19 protein-coding genes and 2 tRNA genes are annotated in these 19,244 nt (G+C 68.8%); 4 read left to right on the forward strand and 17 right to left on the reverse strand.

Features of this window, described 5'->3' with window-relative positions:
• Nucleotides 1-76: 76 nt before the first annotated feature.
• The 3 genes from H1Q64_RS12960 to H1Q64_RS12970 form a co-directional block, all read right to left on the reverse strand.
• Entirely contained in the window at nt 77-1,543 is a 1,467-nt protein-coding gene (locus H1Q64_RS12960) for an NAD(P)H-hydrate dehydratase (RefSeq protein ID WP_237903812.1), read from the reverse strand.
• A gap of 129 nt (nt 1,544-1,672) precedes the next feature.
• Nucleotides 1,673-1,748, reverse strand: a tRNA-His gene (locus H1Q64_RS12965).
• A 109-nt stretch (nt 1,749-1,857) separates the two neighbouring features.
• Nucleotides 1,858-1,933: transfer RNA gene (locus tag H1Q64_RS12970), tRNA-His, on the reverse strand.
• Between the two features lie 326 nt (nt 1,934-2,259).
• Between H1Q64_RS12970 and H1Q64_RS12975 the strand changes: the two genes are divergently transcribed.
• A complete protein-coding gene (locus H1Q64_RS12975) occupies nt 2,260-2,598 on the forward strand; it encodes a P-II family nitrogen regulator (protein ID WP_014240107.1) in 339 nt (112 codons plus the stop codon).
• A 272-nt stretch (nt 2,599-2,870) separates the two neighbouring features.
• Entirely contained in the window at nt 2,871-4,280 is a 1,410-nt protein-coding gene (gene glnA / locus H1Q64_RS12980; protein WP_014240105.1) for a type I glutamate--ammonia ligase, read from the forward strand.
• Between the two features lie 155 nt (nt 4,281-4,435).
• On the opposite strand, the gene H1Q64_RS12985 is transcribed toward glnA, so the two are convergent.
• The 7 genes from H1Q64_RS12985 to H1Q64_RS13015 all read right to left on the reverse strand — a co-directional run bounded on the left by H1Q64_RS12985 (nt 4,436) and on the right by H1Q64_RS13015 (nt 10,164).
• Nucleotides 4,436-5,719, reverse strand: coding sequence for an Hsp70 family protein (locus H1Q64_RS12985; RefSeq protein ID WP_237903813.1), 1,284 nt, complete (start codon nt 5,717-5,719; stop codon nt 4,436-4,438).
• Nucleotides 5,720-5,811: 92 nt separating this feature from the next.
• Nucleotides 5,812-6,267 (reverse strand): MaoC family dehydratase, encoded by a 456-nt coding sequence (locus H1Q64_RS12990; RefSeq protein WP_014240103.1) that lies wholly within the window; start codon nt 6,265-6,267, stop codon nt 5,812-5,814.
• Nucleotides 6,268-6,309: 42 nt separating this feature from the next.
• Entirely contained in the window at nt 6,310-7,104 is a 795-nt protein-coding gene (locus tag H1Q64_RS12995) for a PhzF family phenazine biosynthesis protein (protein ID WP_237903814.1), read from the reverse strand.
• 9 nt (nt 7,105-7,113) lie between these two features.
• Nucleotides 7,114-7,530 (reverse strand): GNAT family N-acetyltransferase, encoded by a 417-nt coding sequence (locus H1Q64_RS13000; RefSeq protein WP_237903815.1) that lies wholly within the window; start codon nt 7,528-7,530, stop codon nt 7,114-7,116.
• A gap of 4 nt (nt 7,531-7,534) precedes the next feature.
• Nucleotides 7,535-7,783, reverse strand: a complete 249-nt coding sequence (locus H1Q64_RS13005) for a DUF1127 domain-containing protein (protein ID WP_237903816.1) — start codon at nt 7,781-7,783, stop codon at nt 7,535-7,537.
• Between the two features lie 176 nt (nt 7,784-7,959).
• Nucleotides 7,960-9,252, reverse strand: a complete 1,293-nt coding sequence (locus tag H1Q64_RS13010; protein WP_237903817.1) for a DUF2254 domain-containing protein — start codon at nt 9,250-9,252, stop codon at nt 7,960-7,962.
• A gap of 186 nt (nt 9,253-9,438) precedes the next feature.
• On the reverse strand, nt 9,439-10,164 hold the full coding sequence (locus H1Q64_RS13015) for a Bax inhibitor-1/YccA family protein (RefSeq protein WP_059398723.1): 726 nt from the start codon (nt 10,162-10,164) through the stop codon (nt 9,439-9,441).
• Between the two features lie 430 nt (nt 10,165-10,594).
• On the opposite strand from H1Q64_RS13015, the gene H1Q64_RS13020 reads away from it, so the two are divergent.
• The gene (locus H1Q64_RS13020; RefSeq protein WP_035673054.1) at nt 10,595-10,918 is read left to right on the forward strand and encodes a hypothetical protein; all 324 of its coding nucleotides are present in this window, start codon (nt 10,595-10,597) and stop codon (nt 10,916-10,918) included.
• 28 nt (nt 10,919-10,946) lie between these two features.
• Here the strand turns inward: H1Q64_RS13020 and H1Q64_RS13025 are convergent, their stop codons facing one another.
• Complete coding sequence (locus H1Q64_RS13025) at nt 10,947-11,273, reverse strand: YgaP family membrane protein (RefSeq protein ID WP_137140361.1); 327 nt, start codon at nt 11,271-11,273, stop codon at nt 10,947-10,949.
• Between the two features lie 180 nt (nt 11,274-11,453).
• Between H1Q64_RS13025 and H1Q64_RS13030 the strand changes: the two genes are divergently transcribed.
• A complete protein-coding gene (locus H1Q64_RS13030) occupies nt 11,454-12,848 on the forward strand; it encodes a PLP-dependent aminotransferase family protein (RefSeq protein WP_237903818.1) in 1,395 nt (464 codons plus the stop codon).
• A 21-nt stretch (nt 12,849-12,869) separates the two neighbouring features.
• On the opposite strand, the gene thiD is transcribed toward H1Q64_RS13030, so the two are convergent.
• The 6 genes from thiD to egtB all read right to left on the reverse strand — a co-directional run bounded on the left by thiD (nt 12,870) and on the right by egtB (nt 19,244).
• The gene (gene thiD, locus H1Q64_RS13035; RefSeq protein WP_175426461.1) at nt 12,870-13,685 is read right to left on the reverse strand and encodes a bifunctional hydroxymethylpyrimidine kinase/phosphomethylpyrimidine kinase; all 816 of its coding nucleotides are present in this window, start codon (nt 13,683-13,685) and stop codon (nt 12,870-12,872) included.
• Between the two features lie 41 nt (nt 13,686-13,726).
• Entirely contained in the window at nt 13,727-15,094 is a 1,368-nt protein-coding gene (gene glmM, locus H1Q64_RS13040; protein ID WP_103040645.1) for a phosphoglucosamine mutase, read from the reverse strand.
• A gap of 129 nt (nt 15,095-15,223) precedes the next feature.
• The gene (gene folP, locus H1Q64_RS13045; RefSeq protein ID WP_237903819.1) at nt 15,224-16,369 is read right to left on the reverse strand and encodes a dihydropteroate synthase; all 1,146 of its coding nucleotides are present in this window, start codon (nt 16,367-16,369) and stop codon (nt 15,224-15,226) included.
• A gap of 119 nt (nt 16,370-16,488) precedes the next feature.
• Nucleotides 16,489-16,947, reverse strand: a complete 459-nt coding sequence (locus H1Q64_RS13050; protein ID WP_014240091.1) for a hemerythrin domain-containing protein — start codon at nt 16,945-16,947, stop codon at nt 16,489-16,491.
• A 78-nt stretch (nt 16,948-17,025) separates the two neighbouring features.
• Nucleotides 17,026-17,988 (reverse strand): L-histidine N(alpha)-methyltransferase, encoded by a 963-nt coding sequence (gene egtD, locus H1Q64_RS13055; protein WP_237903820.1) that lies wholly within the window; start codon nt 17,986-17,988, stop codon nt 17,026-17,028.
• Entirely contained in the window at nt 17,988-19,244 is a 1,257-nt protein-coding gene (gene egtB / locus H1Q64_RS13060; protein WP_237903821.1) for an ergothioneine biosynthesis protein EgtB, read from the reverse strand. Before egtB ends, egtD begins: the two co-directional genes overlap by 1 nt.

Genomic DNA, 19,244 nt, shown 5'->3' on the forward strand with positions numbered 1-19,244 from the left:
CGGCAAGCCATAGCTTGAGCCCGGCCTTAAGGGTAAGCCCCCTGTCCAGGCGTATGTATGCCCTGAGGAAGCCGGGTCAGCGCACCCCCGCCTTGAGCCGCCTCAACACCCCCGGCAGCGCGTCCGGCAGATCCTCGGCGATCAGACCCGGTCCGAAGGCGTTGGCCGCCTCGCCGTGCAGCCAGACCGCGGCACAGGCGGCGTCGAACGTGTCCATCCCTTGGGCGATCAGCCCGAGCGCGATGCCCGCCAGCACGTCCCCCGACCCGGCGGTCGCCAGATCGGCCGGAGCGTTGGCGTTGATGACGGCCCGTCCATCCGGCGCCGCGACCACCGTGTCGGCACCCTTCAAAAGGACGACCGCGCCGCAGCGCGCCGCAGCGGCGCGGGCGCGCGTCAGTTTGCCACCTTCGGACGCCGCGAGATCCGGGAAGACCCGTGCGAATTCCCCTTCGTGCGGGGTCAGCAGGCAGCGCTTGTTCAGCCGGTCGAGCAGGTCGGCGGGCGACTCGGCGAAGCTGGTCAGCGCGTCGGCGTCCAGCACGCAGGCCTTGCCAGCGCCCAGCGCGGCGAGCGCATAGCCCCGCGTGTCCGCTCCGACTCCGGCCCCCGGCCCCAGCAGCACCGCGTTCTTGCGCGGGTCCGCCAGCAGGGCCTCGAAGGCGGCGCGGTCCGCCACGTCGGTCACGATCAGGCTGGGCGAGCCGGCGGCGTAGATCGGCATCGAGTCGGGCGGACAGGCCACCGTGACCAGCCCCGCCCCGGCGCGCAGGGCGCCCCGTGCCGACAGGCGCGCCGCGCCGGTCATCCGCGCCCCGCCCAGCACCACGACGTGCCCCCGCGCGTATTTGTGCGCGTCGAGCCGCGGCCAGGGGTAGCGCTGCCGCCACAGGTCAGGGCCGTTCAGCAGGGTTTGCGGCGCGATGGCGTCCAGCACGGTGTCGGGAATGCCCATGTCGGCGACCACCACCTCCCCGCAGAGGACCCGGCCCGGCAGGAGCAGATGGCCGGGCTTGCGGCGGAAGAAGGTGACGGTCAGCGCCGCCTGCGGGGCCGCCCCCATCACCTGGCCGCTGTCGCCGTGCAGGCCGCTCGGCACGTCCACGGCGACGACGGTGCGCCCCGCCATCGCCTCGACGACCTCCTTGGCCATGCCGTCGAGCGGGCGGGCGAGCCCGGCCCCGAACAGCGCATCGATCACCAGAGGATTGCCCTCCAGCAGCCAGGGGTCGGCGGCTTCCACCGGCCCGGTCCAGCGCCCGGCCGCCACCGCAGCGTCGCCGCGCAGGGCGGAGCGCGACCCCAGCAGGGCCAGCCGCACCGGCCAGCCCGCTTCGAGAAGAAGACGCGCGATGACGAACCCGTCGCCACCGTTGTTGCCCGGCCCGCACAGGACAACGGTCGGGTGCGGCGCCCAGCGCTCGCAGACCGCGCGCACCACAGCGGCTCCCGCCGCTTCCATCAGAACAGGCCCCGGCACGCCGCCCGCCATGGTCAGCGCGTCGGCGCGGTACATCTCCGCCACGGAAAGCAGTTCGTCCATAGCCTCCACCCGCCGCAATCCCGCATCACCGTCACCCGGCACAATAAGCACCGCGACGGCCGCAGCATAGCCGGGCACAGGAGGAATGAAAGGAGTGGCCTGCCTGGCACGAAAATTGGAAGGAAGAACTGGGGCGATGGATGGGACTCGAACCCACGACCGCTCGGACCACAACCGAGAGCTCTACCAACTGAGCTACCACCGCCACCGGGGGACGGAATGAACCGTCCGCAAACACCCCACCCGCCGCTCCGATCGATGCAACGCCGACGTGAACTCCTCACGAGGCAAGCGCATCCACCGTCAAGGGGGACTGGGGCGATGGATGGGACTCGAACCCACGACCGCTCGGACCACAACCGAGAGCTCTACCAACTGAGCTACCACCGCCACCGGGGCCGCCTATTTGCCCCAAGGGACGGGTCGGGTCAAGCTCTATTTTCCACCGCATTGATCAATCTGAAAAGCCGGCACTAGCCCCTCCGAAAGGGTGTGGCTGCGCGGATTGCTTGCAGCTTGTGCACAAATATTGTTCACTTCGCCCTATCCGTTGGCAGTCGCGTGCCGCCCACGGTGGCATCGGCCCGCTGCGGCCCGGCATCCCACGCAGCCGGATCGCAACCGCTCCGATTGGCACGCAACGTGCTTTACATCGGACTGTCGGCAGAGCCGTGGACGGTGCCTGCCGACGTTGGCACCTCGTACACGAGAGACCCATGAAGAAGATCGAAGCCATCATTAAGCCGTTCAAACTCGACGAAGTGAAGGAAGCCCTTCACGAAGTCGGCATCAAGGGCATCACCGTCACCGAGGCCAAGGGCTTCGGCCGTCAGAAGGGGCACACCGAGCTGTACCGCGGCGCGGAGTATGTGGTCGACTTCCTGCCGAAGGTGAAGATCGAGGTGGTGATGGAGGACTCCCTGGTGGAGCGGGCGATCGAGGCGATCCAGCAGGCCGCCCACACCGGCCGCATCGGCGACGGCAAGATCTTCGTCACCCCCGTGGAAGAAGTTGTCCGCATCCGGACCGGCGAGAAGGGAGGCGACGCGATCTGATCGCGTCCCGAGAACCCGACCACCGGCCACCATGAACCAGCCCCGCCCACAACCGACGCAAAGCCGGCCGACGCAGATCTGGCCGACGCAGACCGTCGCAACCGCGAGCGGAACGATCCGTGCGCGGATGCCCATCCGGGCGCGACTTTTTGTGCTGTCACGTTGTGTGCTTGGGAAAGGCATGACATAACGTCCGCCGCGAGCGCCGTCACCCGCCCCTCGGTCGGTTTGACGCAGCGGGACCCAAACCTCTTAAGCGTGGAAAAAGAGATATGTCCGACATCAGCAAGGTCTTCGACCTGATCAAGGAACACGACGTCAAGTACGTGGACCTCCGCTTCACCGACCCGCGCGGCAAGCTGCACCACACCGCTCAGCACGTCTCGACCATCGACGAGGACGTGTTCGAGGACGGCATCATGTTCGACGGCTCCTCGATCGCCGGCTGGAAGGCGATCAACGAGTCGGACATGATCCTCCAGCTCGACCCGACCACCGCCGTCATGGACCCGTTCTCGGCCCAGCCGACGCTGAACATCCTCTGCGACGTGTACGAGCCGTCGACCGGCCAGCCCTACGCCCGTTGCCCGCGCGGCATCGCGAAGGCCGCCGAGAAGTACATGGCGTCGGCCGGCATCGGCGACACCGCCTACTTCGGCCCGGAAGCCGAGTTCTTCGTCTTCGACGACGTGAAGTTCAAGGTCGAGATGAACAAGGTGTCCTACGAGTTCGACTCGGAGGAAGGCCCGTACACCTCCGACAAGGACTATGAGGACGGCAACCTGGGCCACCGCCCGGGCGTCAAGGGCGGCTACTTCCCGGTCGCTCCGGTCGACAGCGGCTCGGACCTGCGCGCCGAGATGCTGAGCGTGCTCGCCGAAATGGGCGTGCCGGTCGAGAAGCACCACCACGAGGTGGCCGCTTCGCAGCATGAGCTGGGCATCAAGTTCGACACGCTGGTCCGCACCGGCGACAACATGCAGTACTACAAGTACGTCGTGCACAACGTCGCCCACGCCTACGGCAAGACCGCGACCTTCATGCCGAAGCCCGTCTTCGGCGACAACGGCTCGGGCATGCACATGCACCAGTCGATCTGGAAGGAAGGCCAGCCGCTGTTCGCCGGCAACCAGTACGCCGACCTGTCGGAACTGGCGCTGTACTACATCGGCGGCATCATCAAGCACGCCAAGGCGCTGAATGCCTTCACCAACCCGACGACCAACTCCTACAAGCGTCTGGTCCCGGGCTACGAGGCTCCGGTTCTGCTGGCCTACTCGGCCCGCAACCGTTCGGCCTCCTGCCGCATCCCGTACGTCGCCTCGCCGAAGGGCAAGCGCGTCGAGGTCCGCTTCCCGGATCCGTCGGCCAACCCGTACCTGGCCTTCGCCGCCCTGCTGATGGCCGGTCTGGACGGCATCCAGAACAAGATCCATCCGGGCGAGGCGATGGACAAGAACCTGTACGACCTGCCGGCCGAAGAGCTGGCCAAGGTTCCGACGGTTTGCGGCTCGCTGCGCGAGGCCCTGGACAGCCTGAAGGCCGACAGCGCCTTCCTGCAGAAGGGCGACGTGTTCACCAAGGACATGATCGAGTCCTACATCGACCTGCGCACCGAGGAGCTGCTGGCCTTCGAGACCATGCCGCACCCGATCGAGTACAAGATGTACTACTCGGTCTGATCCATCGGACTTCGGTCCGCCGGTTTCCGGTGTCCGCCCTGCCCTCGCGGCGCGGCGGGCACCACCGGAGGGCTGAGCCACGGAGCAGAGCACGAAAAAGCCCACCGACGACACCGTCGGTGGGCTTTTTCATGTCCGGGACTTGAGGGACGTCCTCAGGCGGCGGCGCCGAAACGCCGCGCCGCCTCGATGGTCAGGCCGGTCCCGACCGAGCCGAAGATGTTGCCCTCCACCACACGGGCGCCTGGCAGTTCGGCCAGGATGGCCGCCCGCACCTGCGGCAGCAGCGTGGAGCCGCCGGTCAGGAACACAGCGTCGATGTCCGCCGGCAGCGTGCCGGCCTCTGCCAGACAGGCGCGCACCCGCCCGCCGATGCGGCCGGCCAGGATCGCCGTCGCCTCGTTCAACTCGTCCACCGACACCGGGCGCGTCATGCCGCCGCCGCCCCAATCCAGCAGCAGGCCGGCCTCCGGCCCGTCCGACAGGGCGATCTTGGTGCGCTCCACCGCCATGGCCAGGGCGTGGCCCAGCCGATGCTCGACCACGCCAATCAGCCGCTCGATGCGGTCAGGGGTGGCGGAATCGCGCTGCAGGCGCTCCAGGTCGGCCATCGCCTTGGCGGTGTAGAGGAAGTTGATCTTCGACCAGGTCGCCAGATCGAAGAACAGATGCTTGGGGGCCAGCAGACCGGGGCGCTTCATGGCGCTGCCGTGGCCCAGCAGCGGCATGGCCGTCGCCAGCGACAGGTCGCGGTCGAAGTCGGTGCCGCCGACGCGGATGCCGTCGTTGGCCAGGATGTCGGCACTGCGGTCGGCCCGCCCGCGCCGCTCCGGCCCGATGCGGACGATGGAGAAGTCCGATGTGCCGCCGCCGATGTCGGCGATCAGGGCCAGTTCCTCCCGCTCGACCTGCTGCTCGTAGTCGAGCGCGGCGGCAATGGGCTCGTATTGAAAGGAGATGCCGCGGAAACCGACGGAGCGGGCGATCTCGCCCAGCGCCTCCTCCGCTGCGGCGTCACCCGCTGGGTCGCCGTCCACGAAATGCACCGGGCGCCCGAGCACCACGTCGGTCAGTTCGCCGCCGAGCGTCGTCTCCGCCCGGTCCTTGACCGCCGCCAGGAAGGTGGCGATGACCGCGCGGAAAGTGATCCGGCCCTTGCGTAGCGCGGTGTCGGCGTCGATCAGGTCGGTGCCCAACATCGACTTGATGGAGCGCATCAAACGCCCCTCGACGCCCGATGCATAGGCGTCGATGGCCGCCTGCCCGACCGTCACCGCGTCGGCTTCGAAATCGAAGAAGACAGCGCTGGGCAGGGTCGTCCGCGCGCCGTCGAGGGCAAGCAGGCCGTAGCCGCCCCCTCCCGTGCCGGCAGCCGCGGACGCCGTCCGCACGCCGAGCGTGGTGTTGGACGTGCCGAAATCGAGGCCGCAAGCCGTCATGGGAACCCCCGCCGTGATGGAAGGGGCGAGGCTATACAGGGGCCGGGCCTGCGGATCAAGACGCGCGACGGAACAGGCCGCGCTTGTCCTTCTTATTCGGCCGGAACGCTGCGGGTGGCCACGATGTGGTTCAAGGTGATGGTCATCACCGCCTCGCCATGCTGGTTCAGCGTGGTGTAGGCCAGCCGGACGGTGCCACGGTCACCGCGGCGGGACGGGATGGCCTCCACCACCTCGACCCGGACCCGCAGCGTGTCGCCGGGCCGCACCGGGCGCAGCCAGCGCAGTTCGTCGCCGCCCGAGCCGCCCAGGCTGGTGCCGGTGATGGCCCCGGTGTCGCGGAACAGCCGGAAGGTCAGGGACAGGGTGTGGAAGCCGCTGGCGATCAGCCCGCCGAACGGCCCCTCCGCGGCGGCCACCGCGTCCATGTGGAAGGGTTGCGGGTCGAAGCGCTGGGCGAAATCCATGATCTGGCTGTCGGTGACCGTCGCCCCTTCGGTGTCGATCACGTCACCGACGCGGAAATCCTCGAAGTAACGCCCCGCCATGCCCGCTGCCCTCCCGTTCCATTGGTCCTCGTATGGACGGCGCTAAATGTAGATGGCGCCATCCATATAGAGAACCGCTTTCCCGGCGATCTTCACACGGTCGCCCACCAGTTCACAGGACAGGGAACCGCCGCGGGCCGAAACCTGCCAGGCCTTCAGCCGCTCCTTGCCCAGCCGCTGCGCCCAATAGGGGATCAGCGTGCAATGGGCGGAGCCGGTCACCGGGTCTTCGGGAATCCCCTGGGCCGGCGCGAAGAAGCGGGAGACGAAGTCCACGCCGCCGCTGCCCGGCGCCGTCACGATGACCGCGTAGAAATCCTCCAGCCGGGCCAGGGCGCTCATGTCGGGGGTCAGGCCGCGCACCGTCGCCTCGTCGTCATACACGACCACGAGGTCGCGCGCCTTCAGCAGCGCCGTCGGCGGTGGCCCGCCCAGCGCGTCGAGCAGGCCGGCCGGAGGTTCGGCGAGCGCTTCCGGCGGGCGGCTGGGGAAATCCAGCGTGTAGAGGTCGCCGTTGCGGGTGACGCCGAGGGTGCCGGCCTTGCGGGTGGTGAAGTCGATGCGCGGGCAGCCCCACTCCAGCATCGTCGCGATGACGAAGGCCGAGGCCAGCGTGGCGTGGCCGCACAAATCCACCTCGACCGCCGGGGTGAACCAACGGATCTCGTAGCCGTCGCCGCGGCGGACGAGGAAGGCGGTTTCCGACAGGTTGTTTTCCGCGGCGATGGCCTGGAGCGTCGCGTCGGGAAGCCAGTCCTCCAGCGGCACGACCGCCGCCGGGTTGCCCGCGAACACCGCGTCCGCGAAGGCATCGACCTGGTACAGGGGAAGGCGCACGGTGCCTCCTTAGGGTTTCTCGGTGAACAGGAACGCCTGGGCGTGCCGCTCCATCCCCGCCGCCTCGTAGAAGGTGACCGCCTTGGGCGCCGACAGGAGAAGGCAGGTCACGCCCTCTCCCACCGCGGCGCGGGTGCGGCGCATCAGCTCCTTACCGATGCCGCGCCCCTGGAAGGCGCGGTCGACGGCGAGGTCGGACAGGTAGCAGCAGAAGGCGAAATCGGTTACCGACCGGGCGACGCCAACCAACGCTCCGTCCGCGTCGCGGGCGGTGACGATCAGGCCGGTGTTGCGCAGCATCGCCTCCACCCGCGGGCGGTCCGCCACGGGCCGGCGTTCGGCCAGCCCGGAGCGGTGGAGCACGTCGATGAAGGCGTCGGCGGTCAGGTCGGGCTCGACGGCGTAGAGGATCGCATCGGCGCTCATCGGCTCAACCCCGCCAGAAGGGCTTGCTGACCTCGCTGTCCACGTCGGCGCGGGACACGCCGATGTCCTTCAGCAGATGGTCGTCCAGCCGCATCAGCGCCTGCCGCTGCCGCCACCGCTCGTAGCCGTTCAGGCCGGCCTCCATCACGAACCAGACGGGGCGGATGCCGACGGTGAGGGCGCGCGCGATGACCTTGAGGACGGTCGTGAACGAGGACGATCCGGACGGGCGGGCCGCTTCCATGGTGCGCATGATGAACCTCCTTCGTCAAAACATTCAGCCCCGAACAATCGAGACAATGGCGATTATGTCGACACAATCGCGCCGGTCAATGTCGTTATTGTCACCATTACATTTCCGATATCGGATGTATCCCAGCGGCCACACCCGCCGCCTCGCGCCGGATGCGACGCGCGGTCCGGCGGGCGTCAGCGCGCCAGCCGCTCGGTCGCCTGCCTCCAGCGGTCCCGGAGAATGGCCAGGTCGCGGGGAATCGCGATGTTCCGCTCGCCCGCTTCAAGGATCATGTCCAGCTGCTCCCGCAGCGGGTCCCGCTGGGCGTCCGAGTGGACGCGCGGGGCCAGCCGCAGAATGGCGTCGACGAGCCGGATGAGCACCGCGGCGTTTCCGCTTCCCGCCTGCCGGATCTGATCGAAGCCGGCACCGACGAAGCCGTCGTATCCGGTCACGTCCCGCAAGACCCGGACCGTTCCGGCGGAGTCGCGCAGAACCGCCGGCTCGATCGCGCGGTCGAAGATACGGGCCATCGAGGCCGATAGGTTGTCGATCACCGCCAGGGCGGTGAACACGTCGTTGATGCCTGGCGACAGGGCGCGGGTGGCCATCTCCACCAGCTGGCGGATGCCGAACTCCACATCCTGGGTCGGGGTGCGCTCGGAACCGACGATGAAGGCGCCGCGGATCGCCTTCGACAGGTCCGCCGTGCAGGCGCCGGCCGGAAACACGGCCACATGCTCGCCGCCGCCGATGACGTAATGGCCGGGTCGGATATCAAGGCGAATCACCGAATCGGCGTTTTGGGCGGTGGCGACCAGGCCGTCCAGGTCGATCGCCTGGACGTACCCATCCTGGCCGAGGTCGACCCAGGCGAAATCGCCGCGCAGGTCGGGGGGCGTCTCCGGGGGGCTGTCGCCGCGCTCGGGAAGCAGGGCCGCGGTCACCTCGCGCAGATCCGCCGCCACCCGCTGCACCACATTGTCGTAGATGATCGAGCGGGCGAGCTTGTGGACGTAGACCAGCAGAACGAACAGGCACAGGGCCGTCAGCCCGGTTCCGACGCTGACCGCCAGATGGGGCACCCGATCGGCCTGGTTGCCGTCGATGGTCCGGAAGACGACCAGCAGATAGACGATGTCGGCCAGGAAGAGGCCCAGCACCGCCTGGGTCGTCCAATCCTGGATGAAGTTGCGGATCAGGCGCGGGCCGATCTGGCCGGCCGCCAGGGTCAGGACGACCATGGTGATCGACACGACCAGCGACGTCATGGTGATCATGCCGGTCAGCAGCGACGACAGAAGCTGGCGCGCGTTGTCGGCGTCCCCGGCGTAGAGGAGCCAGTAATCCGTGGCGTTCTCCACGGCGCCACGCCCCCAGGTCAGCAGCGCGATCGCCAGCGCCGCCGCCACCCCGCCCATCACGAAGGGAACGCACCACAGGCTGGCGCGGAGAAATGCCCAGTAATGGCGAATCCGGTCCCTCATGGCCGCTCCCAGAGACGTGCTGTTCGAAACGGCTTTAACAACGTGCGGCGCAGCCATATGGCCACCCGGCCCGAGCGCGGCAGTCCGGACGGACGAATCCCGGAGGTTGGCCAGACATGAAAAAGGCCGACCGCGGAAAGCGGCCGGCCCGGCAAAGCACCGTGTATGGCGCCGGATGCGGTCCCGTTACTCGCGGTTGCCCATGAGCTGGAGGAGCATCTGGAAGAGGTTGATGAAGTTCAGGTAGAGCGAGAGGGCGCCCATGACGGCGAGCTTGGTGTTGGCCTCATGGCCGTAGCCCTCGGCGTACTCCTCCTTGATGCGCTGGGTGTCGTAGGCGGTCAGGCCGGTGAAGATGACCACGCCGAGCACCGAGACGGCGAACTGCAGGGCGCTGGAGCCGATGAAGATGTTGACCAGGCTGGCGATGACGATGCCGATCAGGCCCATCATCAGGAACGAGCCCATCTTCGACAGGTCGGCCTTGGTGGTGTAGCCCCACAGGCTCATCGCCGCGAACATCGCCGCGGTGATGAAGAACACCCGCGCCACGCTGGCCCCGGTGAAGACCAGGAAGATCGACGCCATCGACACGCCCATCACCGCGCAGAAGGCCCAGAACAGCCCCTGCAGCGCGCTCGCCGACATCGCGTGGAAACGGAAGGACAGCACCATGATGAAGGCCAGCGGCGCCAGCATCACCACCCACTTCAGCGGGGTCGTGAAGATCGGCACATACAGCGCCGGCGTGCTCGCCACGAACAGCGCCACCAGACCGGTCACGCCAAGGCCGAGCATCATGAAGTTGTAAACCCGCAGCATGTGCTTGCGCAGGCCCTCGTCGAACGCCGCACGGTCCACGCCCGCGGCGCCGGCGCCCCAACGACTCTGGTTGGGATACTGGTCGAACATTGCGAAAACTCCCTCGTTCAAGCCTTTGACCGGCGGGCCTTTGACCGGCAAGCCTCGGACCGGCGGCGGGCACATGGCAGCGGATCGGCCGCGGCAAAGCGGCGGCGGGACGGTGTGGCTGCGCTGTCCATCGAAGAAACCCTCCAGATGCGGTCACGCCCGTCGGCGCAAAAGCAGATGAAGAGGTCCGACATCGCGGCCGACGACTCAGCTGCCAGAGGGGCCCGGACCCTGATTGCCCTAATAGTTGGCCGTGTGGCCGGCGCCTTTCAAGATGCCCGCCCGGTCACAGGTTCCACACGAACGGGAGCTTGGAACACGCGCGCCTGTTCCCATATGGCGGCTGGAGCGCACAGTTCCGACAGGCCGGGGCGCCGCGTTTTCCGTCAACAACCTTCAGAGCCGGATCAACAAGATGGAGAGTGCCGCGTTGAGCGACCAGCACCACAGACGCCTCGAACGGCGGGTGGATCGCATCCAGGAGAAGCTTCCCGACTCCATGGCGCGGGTGCTGGCTTGGCTCCGCGAGCCGCGGGCGACCTGGGTGCGCGTCCCCGCCGGGCTGCTGCTGATTCTCGGCGGGCTGTTCAGCTTCCTGCCCGTTCTGGGCATCTGGATGCTGCCCCTCGGCCTCGTTCTGCTCGCCTACGACGTTCCGTTCCTTCGCCCGCCGATCAACCGCGCGCTGGTGCGCGGCGAGCGGCGCTGGAAGGAGTGGAAGCGGCGGCGCCGCGCCGCTTCCTCGTCCTCGTGACCATCGTCCTCCCGACCGTCCCGCTGCGTCAGGAATAGGACCCGGTGCGGGCCGGCGTGCGCTCCAGGGGCCCTTCGCCGGGGCTGTAGCGCTCCGAGCGCGGACCGGACAGACGGTCGTGGTCCTCGTCCGCCACCATCGCCTTCAGCGGGCAATGGCCGCTCATGCCGCGGGCCACCAGGGCGGCGCCGGCCAGCCCCATGATGGCGCCCCGCACGTCGGCGCCGCGGCGCACGCCGCCCGCCGCCATGACGAGGCCGAGGCCGGTGGACACGGCGCGTTCCAGCGGCCCGAGGTTCCGCGCGCCTCCAAAGAAGCGGTCGTAGGTGTGTCGGATGGCGTTTTCGGCGCTCATGCCTGAAGTCTCCCGGCTGTGCCCGGCGCGAAAGGGATGCCGAAGCGGCGCCGGGCGGTCCTGACTGCAACGCCCGCCCAGCCATCCGGGTTCCCGGACGCGCAACGCAACCGGACACGCACAATGGCGACAATGCGGTGACACTTGCCGAAGGATTGGTACAATGTCATCATTGTCCCTATGACAAATTGGGTTCCTGATCTGGAGGGCCGGCAAGGCCCCCGTTACCGCGCCATCGCCGATGCCCTGTCCGATGACATCGCCGGCGGCCGGCTCGCTCCGGGCACACGGCTCCCCACCCACCGCGACCTCGCCTACCGCCTCGGCGTCACCGTCGGCACCATCACCCGCGCCTACACGGAGGCGGAAAAGCGCGGGTTGATCGGCGGCGAGGTCGGGCGCGGTACCTTCGTGCAGGGGCAGCGGCACATGCCCCCCTCAGACCCCTTCAGCTGGACGCCGCGACCCGAACCCTCGGTTATCAACATGACGGTCGTGACTCCGGAGCACCCGATGTCGGTGCCGATGATGGGCGCCACCCTGGCCGCCATCGGCGCGTCGCCGAATCTTGGGGCGCTGCTGGAATACGCGCCGCACGCCGGCCTGCCCGCCCACCGCGCAGCCGGGGCGCAATGGCTCAGCCGTCAGCACCGGGCGGCGGCTTCACCCGACACCGTCCTGCTGACCACCGGCGCGCAGAACGCCATGGCGGTGGCGCTGGCCGCGGTGGCTCGTCCCGGCGACGTCGTGCTGACGGAGCGGCTGACCAATTACGGCATGAAGACGCTGAGCGCGGTCGAGGGCTACCATCTGGAGGGCATCGCCATCGACGACCATGGTGTGGTCCCGGACAGTTTCGACAGCGCCTGCCGCCGTCTGGCGCCCAGGGCGCTGTATCTGGTGCCGACCCTGCACAACCCCACCGCCTCCGTCATGCCGCAGGCCCGACGCATGGAGATCGCGACCATCGCCCGCCGCTACGGGGTGATGCTGGTGGAGGACGACGTGTTCGGCTTCCTGGTGCATGACGTGAAGCCCATCCAGGCCATCGCCCCGGACGTCACCGTCTACGTGAACAGCCTGTCCAAGAGCGTGTCCGCCGGCCTGCGCGTCGGCTACGTCGTCGCTCCGCCGGCCCTGGTGCCGCGGGTCGAGGCGGTCATCCGCGCCCTGCAATACTCCTCCCCGCCCCTGCCGCCGGAGGTCGCGACACGCTGGATCACCGACGGCAGCGCCGACCGCATCGCCGAAGCCCAGCGCGGGGAAGCCATCGCGCGCCAGCAGATCGCCCGCTCCATCCTGCCTGCCAGCGCCGTCTGCGGACACGCGTCGGCGCAGCATCTCTGGCTGGTCCTGCCCGAACCCTGGCGGCGCGACGACTTCATCGCCGAGGCGATGCGCCGCGGCGTTAAGGTGACCGGCGGCGACGTGTTCGCCGTGGGCCGGGCCAGCGCGCCCCACGCCGTGCGGCTGGGCCTCTGCCACCCGCACAGCCGGGACGAGCTGGCGCGCGGCCTGCGCACGCTGGCCGACCTGCTCGAGAATCCGCAGACAGCGATGCTGTCGATCGTGTGAGGAGACGGAACGGCCGCGCCCTTACGGGAACGGCCGGACCGTGTGCAGGTGGTTCAACGGGCCGTGGCCGTGCCCGAAACCGGGGGCGGAGCGGATGGCCTCGTCCACATAGGCGCGGGCGCGGGCCACCGAATCGCGCACGCCCAACCCCTGGGCAATGCCGGCGGCGATGGCCGAGGCCAGGGTGCAGCCGGTGCCGTGGGTGTGCGGGGTGTGGATGCGCCGCCCCTCGAACACCTCCTCGCCATCCTCGGTGAGCAGCAGGTCGCACAGCCGCTCGTCCTCCAGATGACCGCCCTTCAGCAGGACGGCCTTCGGCCCGAAGGTGCGGATCATCTCGGCGGCGCGGCGCATATCGTCCAGGTTGCGCACCGGGATGTTGGTCAGCGCCTCGGCCTCCGGCAGGTTCGGGGTGACCAGCTCCGCATGGGGCAGCAGGCGCTTGCGCAGGGTCTGCACGGCGTCCGGCTCCAGAAGGAAATGGCCGCTCTTCGACACCATCACCGGATCGACGACCAGGGGGACATTGATCGCCCGCGCCTCATACTCGCCGGCCACCGCCTCGATGACGGCGGCGTTGGCGAGCATGCCGATCTTGATGCTGTCGGCCCCGAGATCCTCCAGCACCACCTTCATCTGCAGGGCGACGAAGGCCGGGTCAACGGGCAGCACGCCATAGACCCCCGTCGTGTTCTGCGCGGTCAGCGCCGCGATGGCGGTCATGGCGAAGGCGTTCAGCGCGCTGACCGCCTTGATGTCCGCCTGGATGCCGGCACCGCCGCCGGAATCGGACCCGGCGACGATGAGAACACGGCCGTTGATCGGGTGGGCCTGCATCGGGATTGCTTCCGTCTGGTCGTCTGGTTGGAGGGTTGGCCTTAGGAGGCGGTCTCCAGCCGGGCAGCGTCCGTGATGGCGCCGGCAATGTCGGCCACCACCGCGTGCACCAGCCCTTCGTCGTCGCCTTCCGCCATGACGCGGATCACCGGCTCGGTCCCCGACTTGCGGATCAGGATGCGTCCCGATCCGTTCAGCCGCGCCTCGCCGTCGCGGATCGCCGCCTGGACGGAGGCGATCTCCAGCGGCTTCGAACCGGCGGCGAAGCGGACGTTGGTCAGCTTCTGCGGCACCGGGGCGAAGACCTGGCAGACCTCGCTGGCCGCCCGCCCGCCGGACTGGATCAGCACCGCCAGGACCTGGAGTGCGGCGATCAGCCCGTCGCCGGTCGTGGAGTAGTCGGACAGCACGACGTGCCCCGACTGCTCCCCACCGACGTTGTAGCCGTGCTCGCGCATATGTTCCACCACATAGCGGTCGCCGACCGGGGTACGGACCAGCGCGATGCCCAGCCCCTGAAGGTGCCGTTCCATGCCCAGGTTGGACATCACCGTGGCGACCACGCCGCCGCCCTTCAGCGTCTGCGCCTGCGCCCAGGAGGAGGCGATCAGCGCCATCACCTGATCGCCGTCGACGACGCGCCCGGCCTCGTCGACCATGATCAGGCGGTCGGCGTCGCCGTCTAGCGCAATGCCCAGATGGGCGCCATGGGCCACCACCTGCTCCTGCAGGGTCCGGGTGGCGGTGGCGCCGCAGTCCTTGTTGATGTTCAGGCCGTCCGGGTTGACCCCGACAGGGATGACGTCGGCCCCCAGCTCGTACAGAACCTTCGGGGCGACGCGGTAGGCGGCGCCATTGGCGCAGTCCACGACGATCTTCAGCCCGTCCAGCCGCAGGCCGCGCGGGAAGGTGTTCTTCACATACTCGATGTAGCGGCCCGTCGAATCCTCAAGGCGCGAGGCGCGGCCGAGATCGGCGGAGCCGGCGAGGTCCGGCGCGAAGGGCTGACCCATGCGCGTCTCGATGGCGATCTCCACCGCGTCCGACAGCTTGTAGCCGTCCGGCCCGAACAGCTTGATGCCGTTGTCCTGATACGGGTTGTGCGAGGCGGAGATCATCACGCCGAGGTCGGCGCGAAGCGAGCGCGTCAGCATGGCGACGGCGGGCGTCGGCAGCGGGCCGAGCAGCACCACGTCCATGCCCATGGAGATGAAGCCCGCGGTCAGCGCCGGCTCCAGAAGATAACCCGACAGACGGGTGTCCTTGCCGATCACCACACGGTGCCGGTGGTCACCCCGGCGGAACTGCAAAGCGGACGCCATCGCGACGCGCAGGGCGGTTTCCGCCGTCATCGGGTCGATGTTGGCGGTGCCACGGATGCCGTCGGTGCCGAACAGGTGTCGCGTCATGAAATCCCTCAGGAATAGGCCAGTCACTGTACCGCAATCGCGGATGTGGTGAGAAGGTCATCGCTTGCCGCGGGGGCAGGGTCAAGAACCCTTCCGCGCAGACGCCAAAGGATTACGTGCGCGCTTCGATCACGGCACCCTTGCAGGATGCAGCCCCTCCCAGACGGCGCGCGCCTGGATCGTTTGGGGAACGTCATGCACACGCAGGATCTGCGCGCCCTGGTTCAGCGTTTCCAGCCCCCCGGCCAGCGAGCCGGCCAGACGTTCCTTCGGCGGCTCGCTGCGCGACAGCTTGCCGATCAGGGTCTTGCGCGACAGCCCGATCAGCAGGGCGCAGCCCAGCCCGTGATAAAGGGCGGTGTGGCGCAGGATGTCGAGATTGTGCTCCACCGTCTTGCCGAAGCCGATCCCGGGATCGATGGCGATGCGCTCCAGCGCCACCCCGGCGGCGAGGCAGGCCTCCACCCGCTCCTCCAGCCAGTCGAACACGTCAAGCGCCGCGTCGTCATAGACCGGATTCTGCTGCATGGTGCCGGGTTCGCCCCGCATGTGCATGACGACCACCGGTGCCGCCTTCTCCACCACCAGTGGCAGCGCGCCGGGATCGCGCAGACCGGCCACGTCGTTGATCAGCACCGCACCGGCGTCGAGCGCCGCGCGCATAACCCGCGTATGCCGCGTGTCCACCGACACCACGGCGCCCTTGGCCGCGAAGTGGCGGACCACCGGCAGGACTCGGGCCTCCTCCTCCTCGGGCGACACGGGGGCGGAGCCGGGACGGGTGGATTCGCCGCCGACGTCCAGCAGGTCGGCGCCGGCCTCCAGCATCGCTTCGCCGTGGGCGATGGCGGTCCCGGCGTCGAAGAAGTCGCCACCGTCGGAAAAGCTGTCCGGCGTCACGTTGACAATCGCCATGATGCGCGGGCGCCCGAGGTCCAGCCCGCCGAACGGCGCCCTTCCGCGGGTCAGCGCGCCCAGCCGCTTGTCGAGGCTCTGCGCCACGGTGGTGCCGCGCTCCCACCCCCAGGCCATGATTTCGGTCAGCGGCGCGAAGGCCCGCTCGATCCGCGCCCCCTGTCGGACGATCAACTGGGCGGTGGTGAAGGAAAAGCGCCCGCCGGCCAACGGCACCGCCGCCCCGGCGCTCCAGGCGGCGATGGGCAGCAGCCCGACCGGCCTCAGATAGACGCGGACCCCGCTTTCCCCCGCCCAGGGCGCGAAGGAGGCGAGCGAGCCGGCGGCGGATTTCGGGGCGGGCTTGGCGATCGGGGGCATGGCGACGGTTCGTGCAGCGGAACGGATGACCGCAGCCTGTCACGGCGGGAAGCCCCGACGCAAGAGACTGCGGTCCACTCTTTCACTCGAACGCCGTCGCGCTTGGCGTTACGCGCTGGTTATGCGCTCTTGGGCAACGGGGCCAGGGCGGCCAGCATCTGCTTCTTGCGCTCCCCGTAGATGCTGCCGAGTTCCTCGGCGCGCTTGTCGTCGAGCGCCTTCTTGGCCTCCTCGAACAGCTCCTCCTCCTCCTCGTCGAGGTGGTGACGGGTGACTTCGCCGAGCACCTGGAGCTTCGCCTTCCAGGCCGTGCTGTCGGCGGGCATGGCGTTCAGCTCGTCGAGGAAGCCGTTGATGATGTGGTGCTCGTTCAGTCCTTCGGTGGTTTCCTGCTTGGTGTTCTTCGCCTTGGACAGCGACTGGTAGAAGACGGCCTCCTCGATCTTGCCATGGGCCCACAGCTCGCGCTGCAAGTCCTCGTAGGCGGCGCGCCCGTCGCCGTCCGCTTTCTCGGCCGCGTCGAGCAGGCGGCGGATGGTGTCGTGGTCCTGCTTGATCCGGTCGAAGATGCTGGTCATGGGGCCTGTCCCGTTGTTGCGGTGTCTCGACGGGACTCAACCCTGGTCCGGATATGGTGTTCCCGGTGCCAAACGGGGTCAGCCATGCCGAACCATCCAGTGCAGGCTGAACAGGCTCTGCTCGTCGGTCCAGCTCCGCTCCGTGTGCCAGCCGGCGCGGGCGGCGAGGCGGCGGAAGCCGGGGACGGAGTATTTGTAGGAGTTCTCGGTGTGGATCGTCTCGCCGCGGGCAAAGCGGATGGGATGGCCGGCGATGCGGACGGTCTGGTCGTCCAGGCTGCACAGATGCATCTCGATCCGCCCACGCGCCGTGTCGTAGCGGGCGACATGGGCGAAGCGCTCCAGATCGAAGGTGCCGTCCAGCTCGCGGTTGATGCGGGCGAGCAGGTTCATGTTGAAGGCGGCGGTCACACCGCGCGCGTCGTCGTAGGCGGCCTCCAGCACCGCCGGGTCCTTGCGCAGGTCAACCCCGATCAGCAGCCGCGCCCCGTAACCGAGACGCCGCCCGAGAGTGTTCAGGAAGGTCATCGCCTCCGCAGGCCGGAAATTGCCGATGGTGCTGCCGGGGAAGAAAGCCATCGTCCGTTCCGGCACGACGCCCCGCGGCAGGGCGAAGCCCCGCACATAATCGGCGGCCACCGGCACCACCGTCAACGCTGGGTAGTCGCCGGCCAGCCGGGCGGCGGCGGCGATCAGATGGTCGCGGCTGATGTCCACCGGCACATACATGGCCGGCGCGTCCAGCGCATCGAGCAGGATGCGCACCTTGACGCTCGACCCGCTGCCCAGTTCCACCAAGGTGGCGCCCCGCCCGGCAAGAGCGGCGATCTCATCCGCGCGGTCGTGCAGCAGCGCGGTCTCGGTCCGCGTCGGGTAGTATTCGTCAAGCGTGCAGATCACGTCGAACAGGGCCGAGCCCTCGGCGTCGTAGAAGTACTTGCAGGGCAGGCTCTTGTCCGGGCGGGACAGGCCCTCCAGCACATCGGACAGGAACACGTCGTCCGGCGCCGGATGGGCGCGGGCGGCGGAAATTGCGGTCATCAGGCGTCCTCCGCGAGGCGCACGCCGCTGAACATCCAGCGTTGGTGCGGATAGAAGAAATTCCGGTAGGTGGCGCGGGCATGGCCGTCCGGCGTGGCGCAGCATCCGCCGCGCAGCACATACTGGTTGGCCATGAACTTGCCGTTGTATTCGCCGACCGCCCCGGCGGCGGGACGGAAGCCCGGGTAGCCGCTGTAGGCGCCGGACGTCCATTCCCAGACGTCGCCGAACATTTGGGCAAACCCTTCGTCCGCTGCGGCGGCCACCGGGCGCAGCAGCCCGCTGCCCAGCGTGTTGCCGGTGGCGGGAATGCCGGCGGCGGCGGTTTCCCACTCGGCCTCCGTCGGCAGGCGCTTGCCGGCCCAGCGGGCGAAGGCGTCGGCCTCGTAGAAGCCGACGTGGCAGACCGGCGCGCCCTCGTCCAGCGGATGCTCGCCCAGCAGGGTGAACTCCCGCCAGCCGCCGTCCTCACCGCGCCGCCAGTAGGCCGGCGCCTCCCACCCCTCGGTGTTGACCGTGGCCCAGCCGTCGGACAGCCAGAGCGCCGGATTGCGATAGCCGCCGTCCTCGACGAAGGCCAGCCACTCCCCGTTGGTCACCGCGCGGGAGAACAGGCGGAAGGGGCGCAGCAGCACCTCGTGCCGCGGCCCCTCGTTGTCGAAGGCGAAGCCCTCGCCGCCGTGGCCGACCGCGACGATCCCGCCGTCCACCGCGATCCAGCGCCCCTCATGGGCGGGGCCGCGCAAGGCCGGGCGGAAGGGCCGATAGGCCGGCGCGACCGGGTTGCAGGAGAAGAGGTGCAGCAGGTCCATCAGGATCAGTTCCTGATGCTGCTCCTCGTGCGCAAGACCGAGCGTCACCAGCGGGGCCAGCCGCTCGGCGTCGCCACGCTCCAGCAGGGTCAGCATGGCGGCGTCGACATGGTCGCGGTAGGCCGCCACCTCGGCCACGCCGGGCCGCGTCACCAGACCGCGCCGGGGCCGCGGATGGCGGGCCCCCACGGTTTCGTAATAGGAGTTGAAGAGATAGCCGAAGGCCGGATCGAAAGGTCGGTAGCCCGGCAGATTCGGGATCAGCAGAAAGGTTTCGAAGAACCACGTCGTGTGGGCCAGATGCCATTTGACCGGGCTGGCGTCCGGCATGGACTGCACCACCTGATCCTCCGGCGACAGCCCGACGGCCAGTTCCGCCGAGGTGGCGCGCACCCGGCGGAATCGGTCGGCGAGTCCGCCGGCTTTGGCGGCTGTTTTGAGCAT

It is taken from the genome of Azospirillum brasilense (assembly GCF_022023855.1).
Lineage (GTDB): Bacteria > Pseudomonadota > Alphaproteobacteria > Azospirillales > Azospirillaceae > Azospirillum > Azospirillum brasilense_F.

Coding starts and splice junctions, on each gene's coding strand:
- H1Q64_RS12985 (WP_237903813.1), bottom strand. CDS start 5,719: ATGACGGCTTGCGGCCTCGATTTCGGCACGTCCAACACCACGCTCGGC.
- H1Q64_RS13025 (WP_137140361.1), bottom strand. CDS start 11,273: ATGAGCGCCGAAAACGCCATCCGACACACCTACGACCGCTTCTTTGGA.
- H1Q64_RS13000 (WP_237903815.1), bottom strand. CDS start 7,530: ATGAGCGCCGATGCGATCCTCTACGCCGTCGAGCCCGACCTGACCGCC.
- egtD (WP_237903820.1), bottom strand. CDS start 17,988: ATGACCGCAATTTCCGCCGCCCGCGCCCATCCGGCGCCGGACGACGTG.
- H1Q64_RS13005 (WP_237903816.1), bottom strand. CDS start 7,783: ATGCGCACCATGGAAGCGGCCCGCCCGTCCGGATCGTCCTCGTTCACG.
- H1Q64_RS12960 (WP_237903812.1), bottom strand. CDS start 1,543: ATGGACGAACTGCTTTCCGTGGCGGAGATGTACCGCGCCGACGCGCTG.
- H1Q64_RS13050 (WP_014240091.1), bottom strand. CDS start 16,947: ATGACCAGCATCTTCGACCGGATCAAGCAGGACCACGACACCATCCGC.
- H1Q64_RS13010 (WP_237903817.1), bottom strand. CDS start 9,252: ATGAGGGACCGGATTCGCCATTACTGGGCATTTCTCCGCGCCAGCCTG.
- H1Q64_RS12975 (WP_014240107.1), top strand. CDS start 2,260: ATGAAGAAGATCGAAGCCATCATTAAGCCGTTCAAACTCGACGAAGTG.
- glmM (WP_103040645.1), bottom strand. CDS start 15,094: ATGACGCGACACCTGTTCGGCACCGACGGCATCCGTGGCACCGCCAAC.
- folP (WP_237903819.1), bottom strand. CDS start 16,369: ATGCCCCCGATCGCCAAGCCCGCCCCGAAATCCGCCGCCGGCTCGCTC.
- H1Q64_RS12990 (WP_014240103.1), bottom strand. CDS start 6,267: ATGGCGGGGCGTTACTTCGAGGATTTCCGCGTCGGTGACGTGATCGAC.
- egtB (WP_237903821.1), bottom strand. CDS start 19,244: ATGCTCAAAACAGCCGCCAAAGCCGGCGGACTCGCCGACCGATTCCGC.
- H1Q64_RS13030 (WP_237903818.1), top strand. CDS start 11,454: ATGACAAATTGGGTTCCTGATCTGGAGGGCCGGCAAGGCCCCCGTTAC.
- glnA (WP_014240105.1), top strand. CDS start 2,871: ATGTCCGACATCAGCAAGGTCTTCGACCTGATCAAGGAACACGACGTC.
- thiD (WP_175426461.1), bottom strand. CDS start 13,685: ATGCAGGCCCACCCGATCAACGGCCGTGTTCTCATCGTCGCCGGGTCC.
- H1Q64_RS13015 (WP_059398723.1), bottom strand. CDS start 10,164: ATGTTCGACCAGTATCCCAACCAGAGTCGTTGGGGCGCCGGCGCCGCG.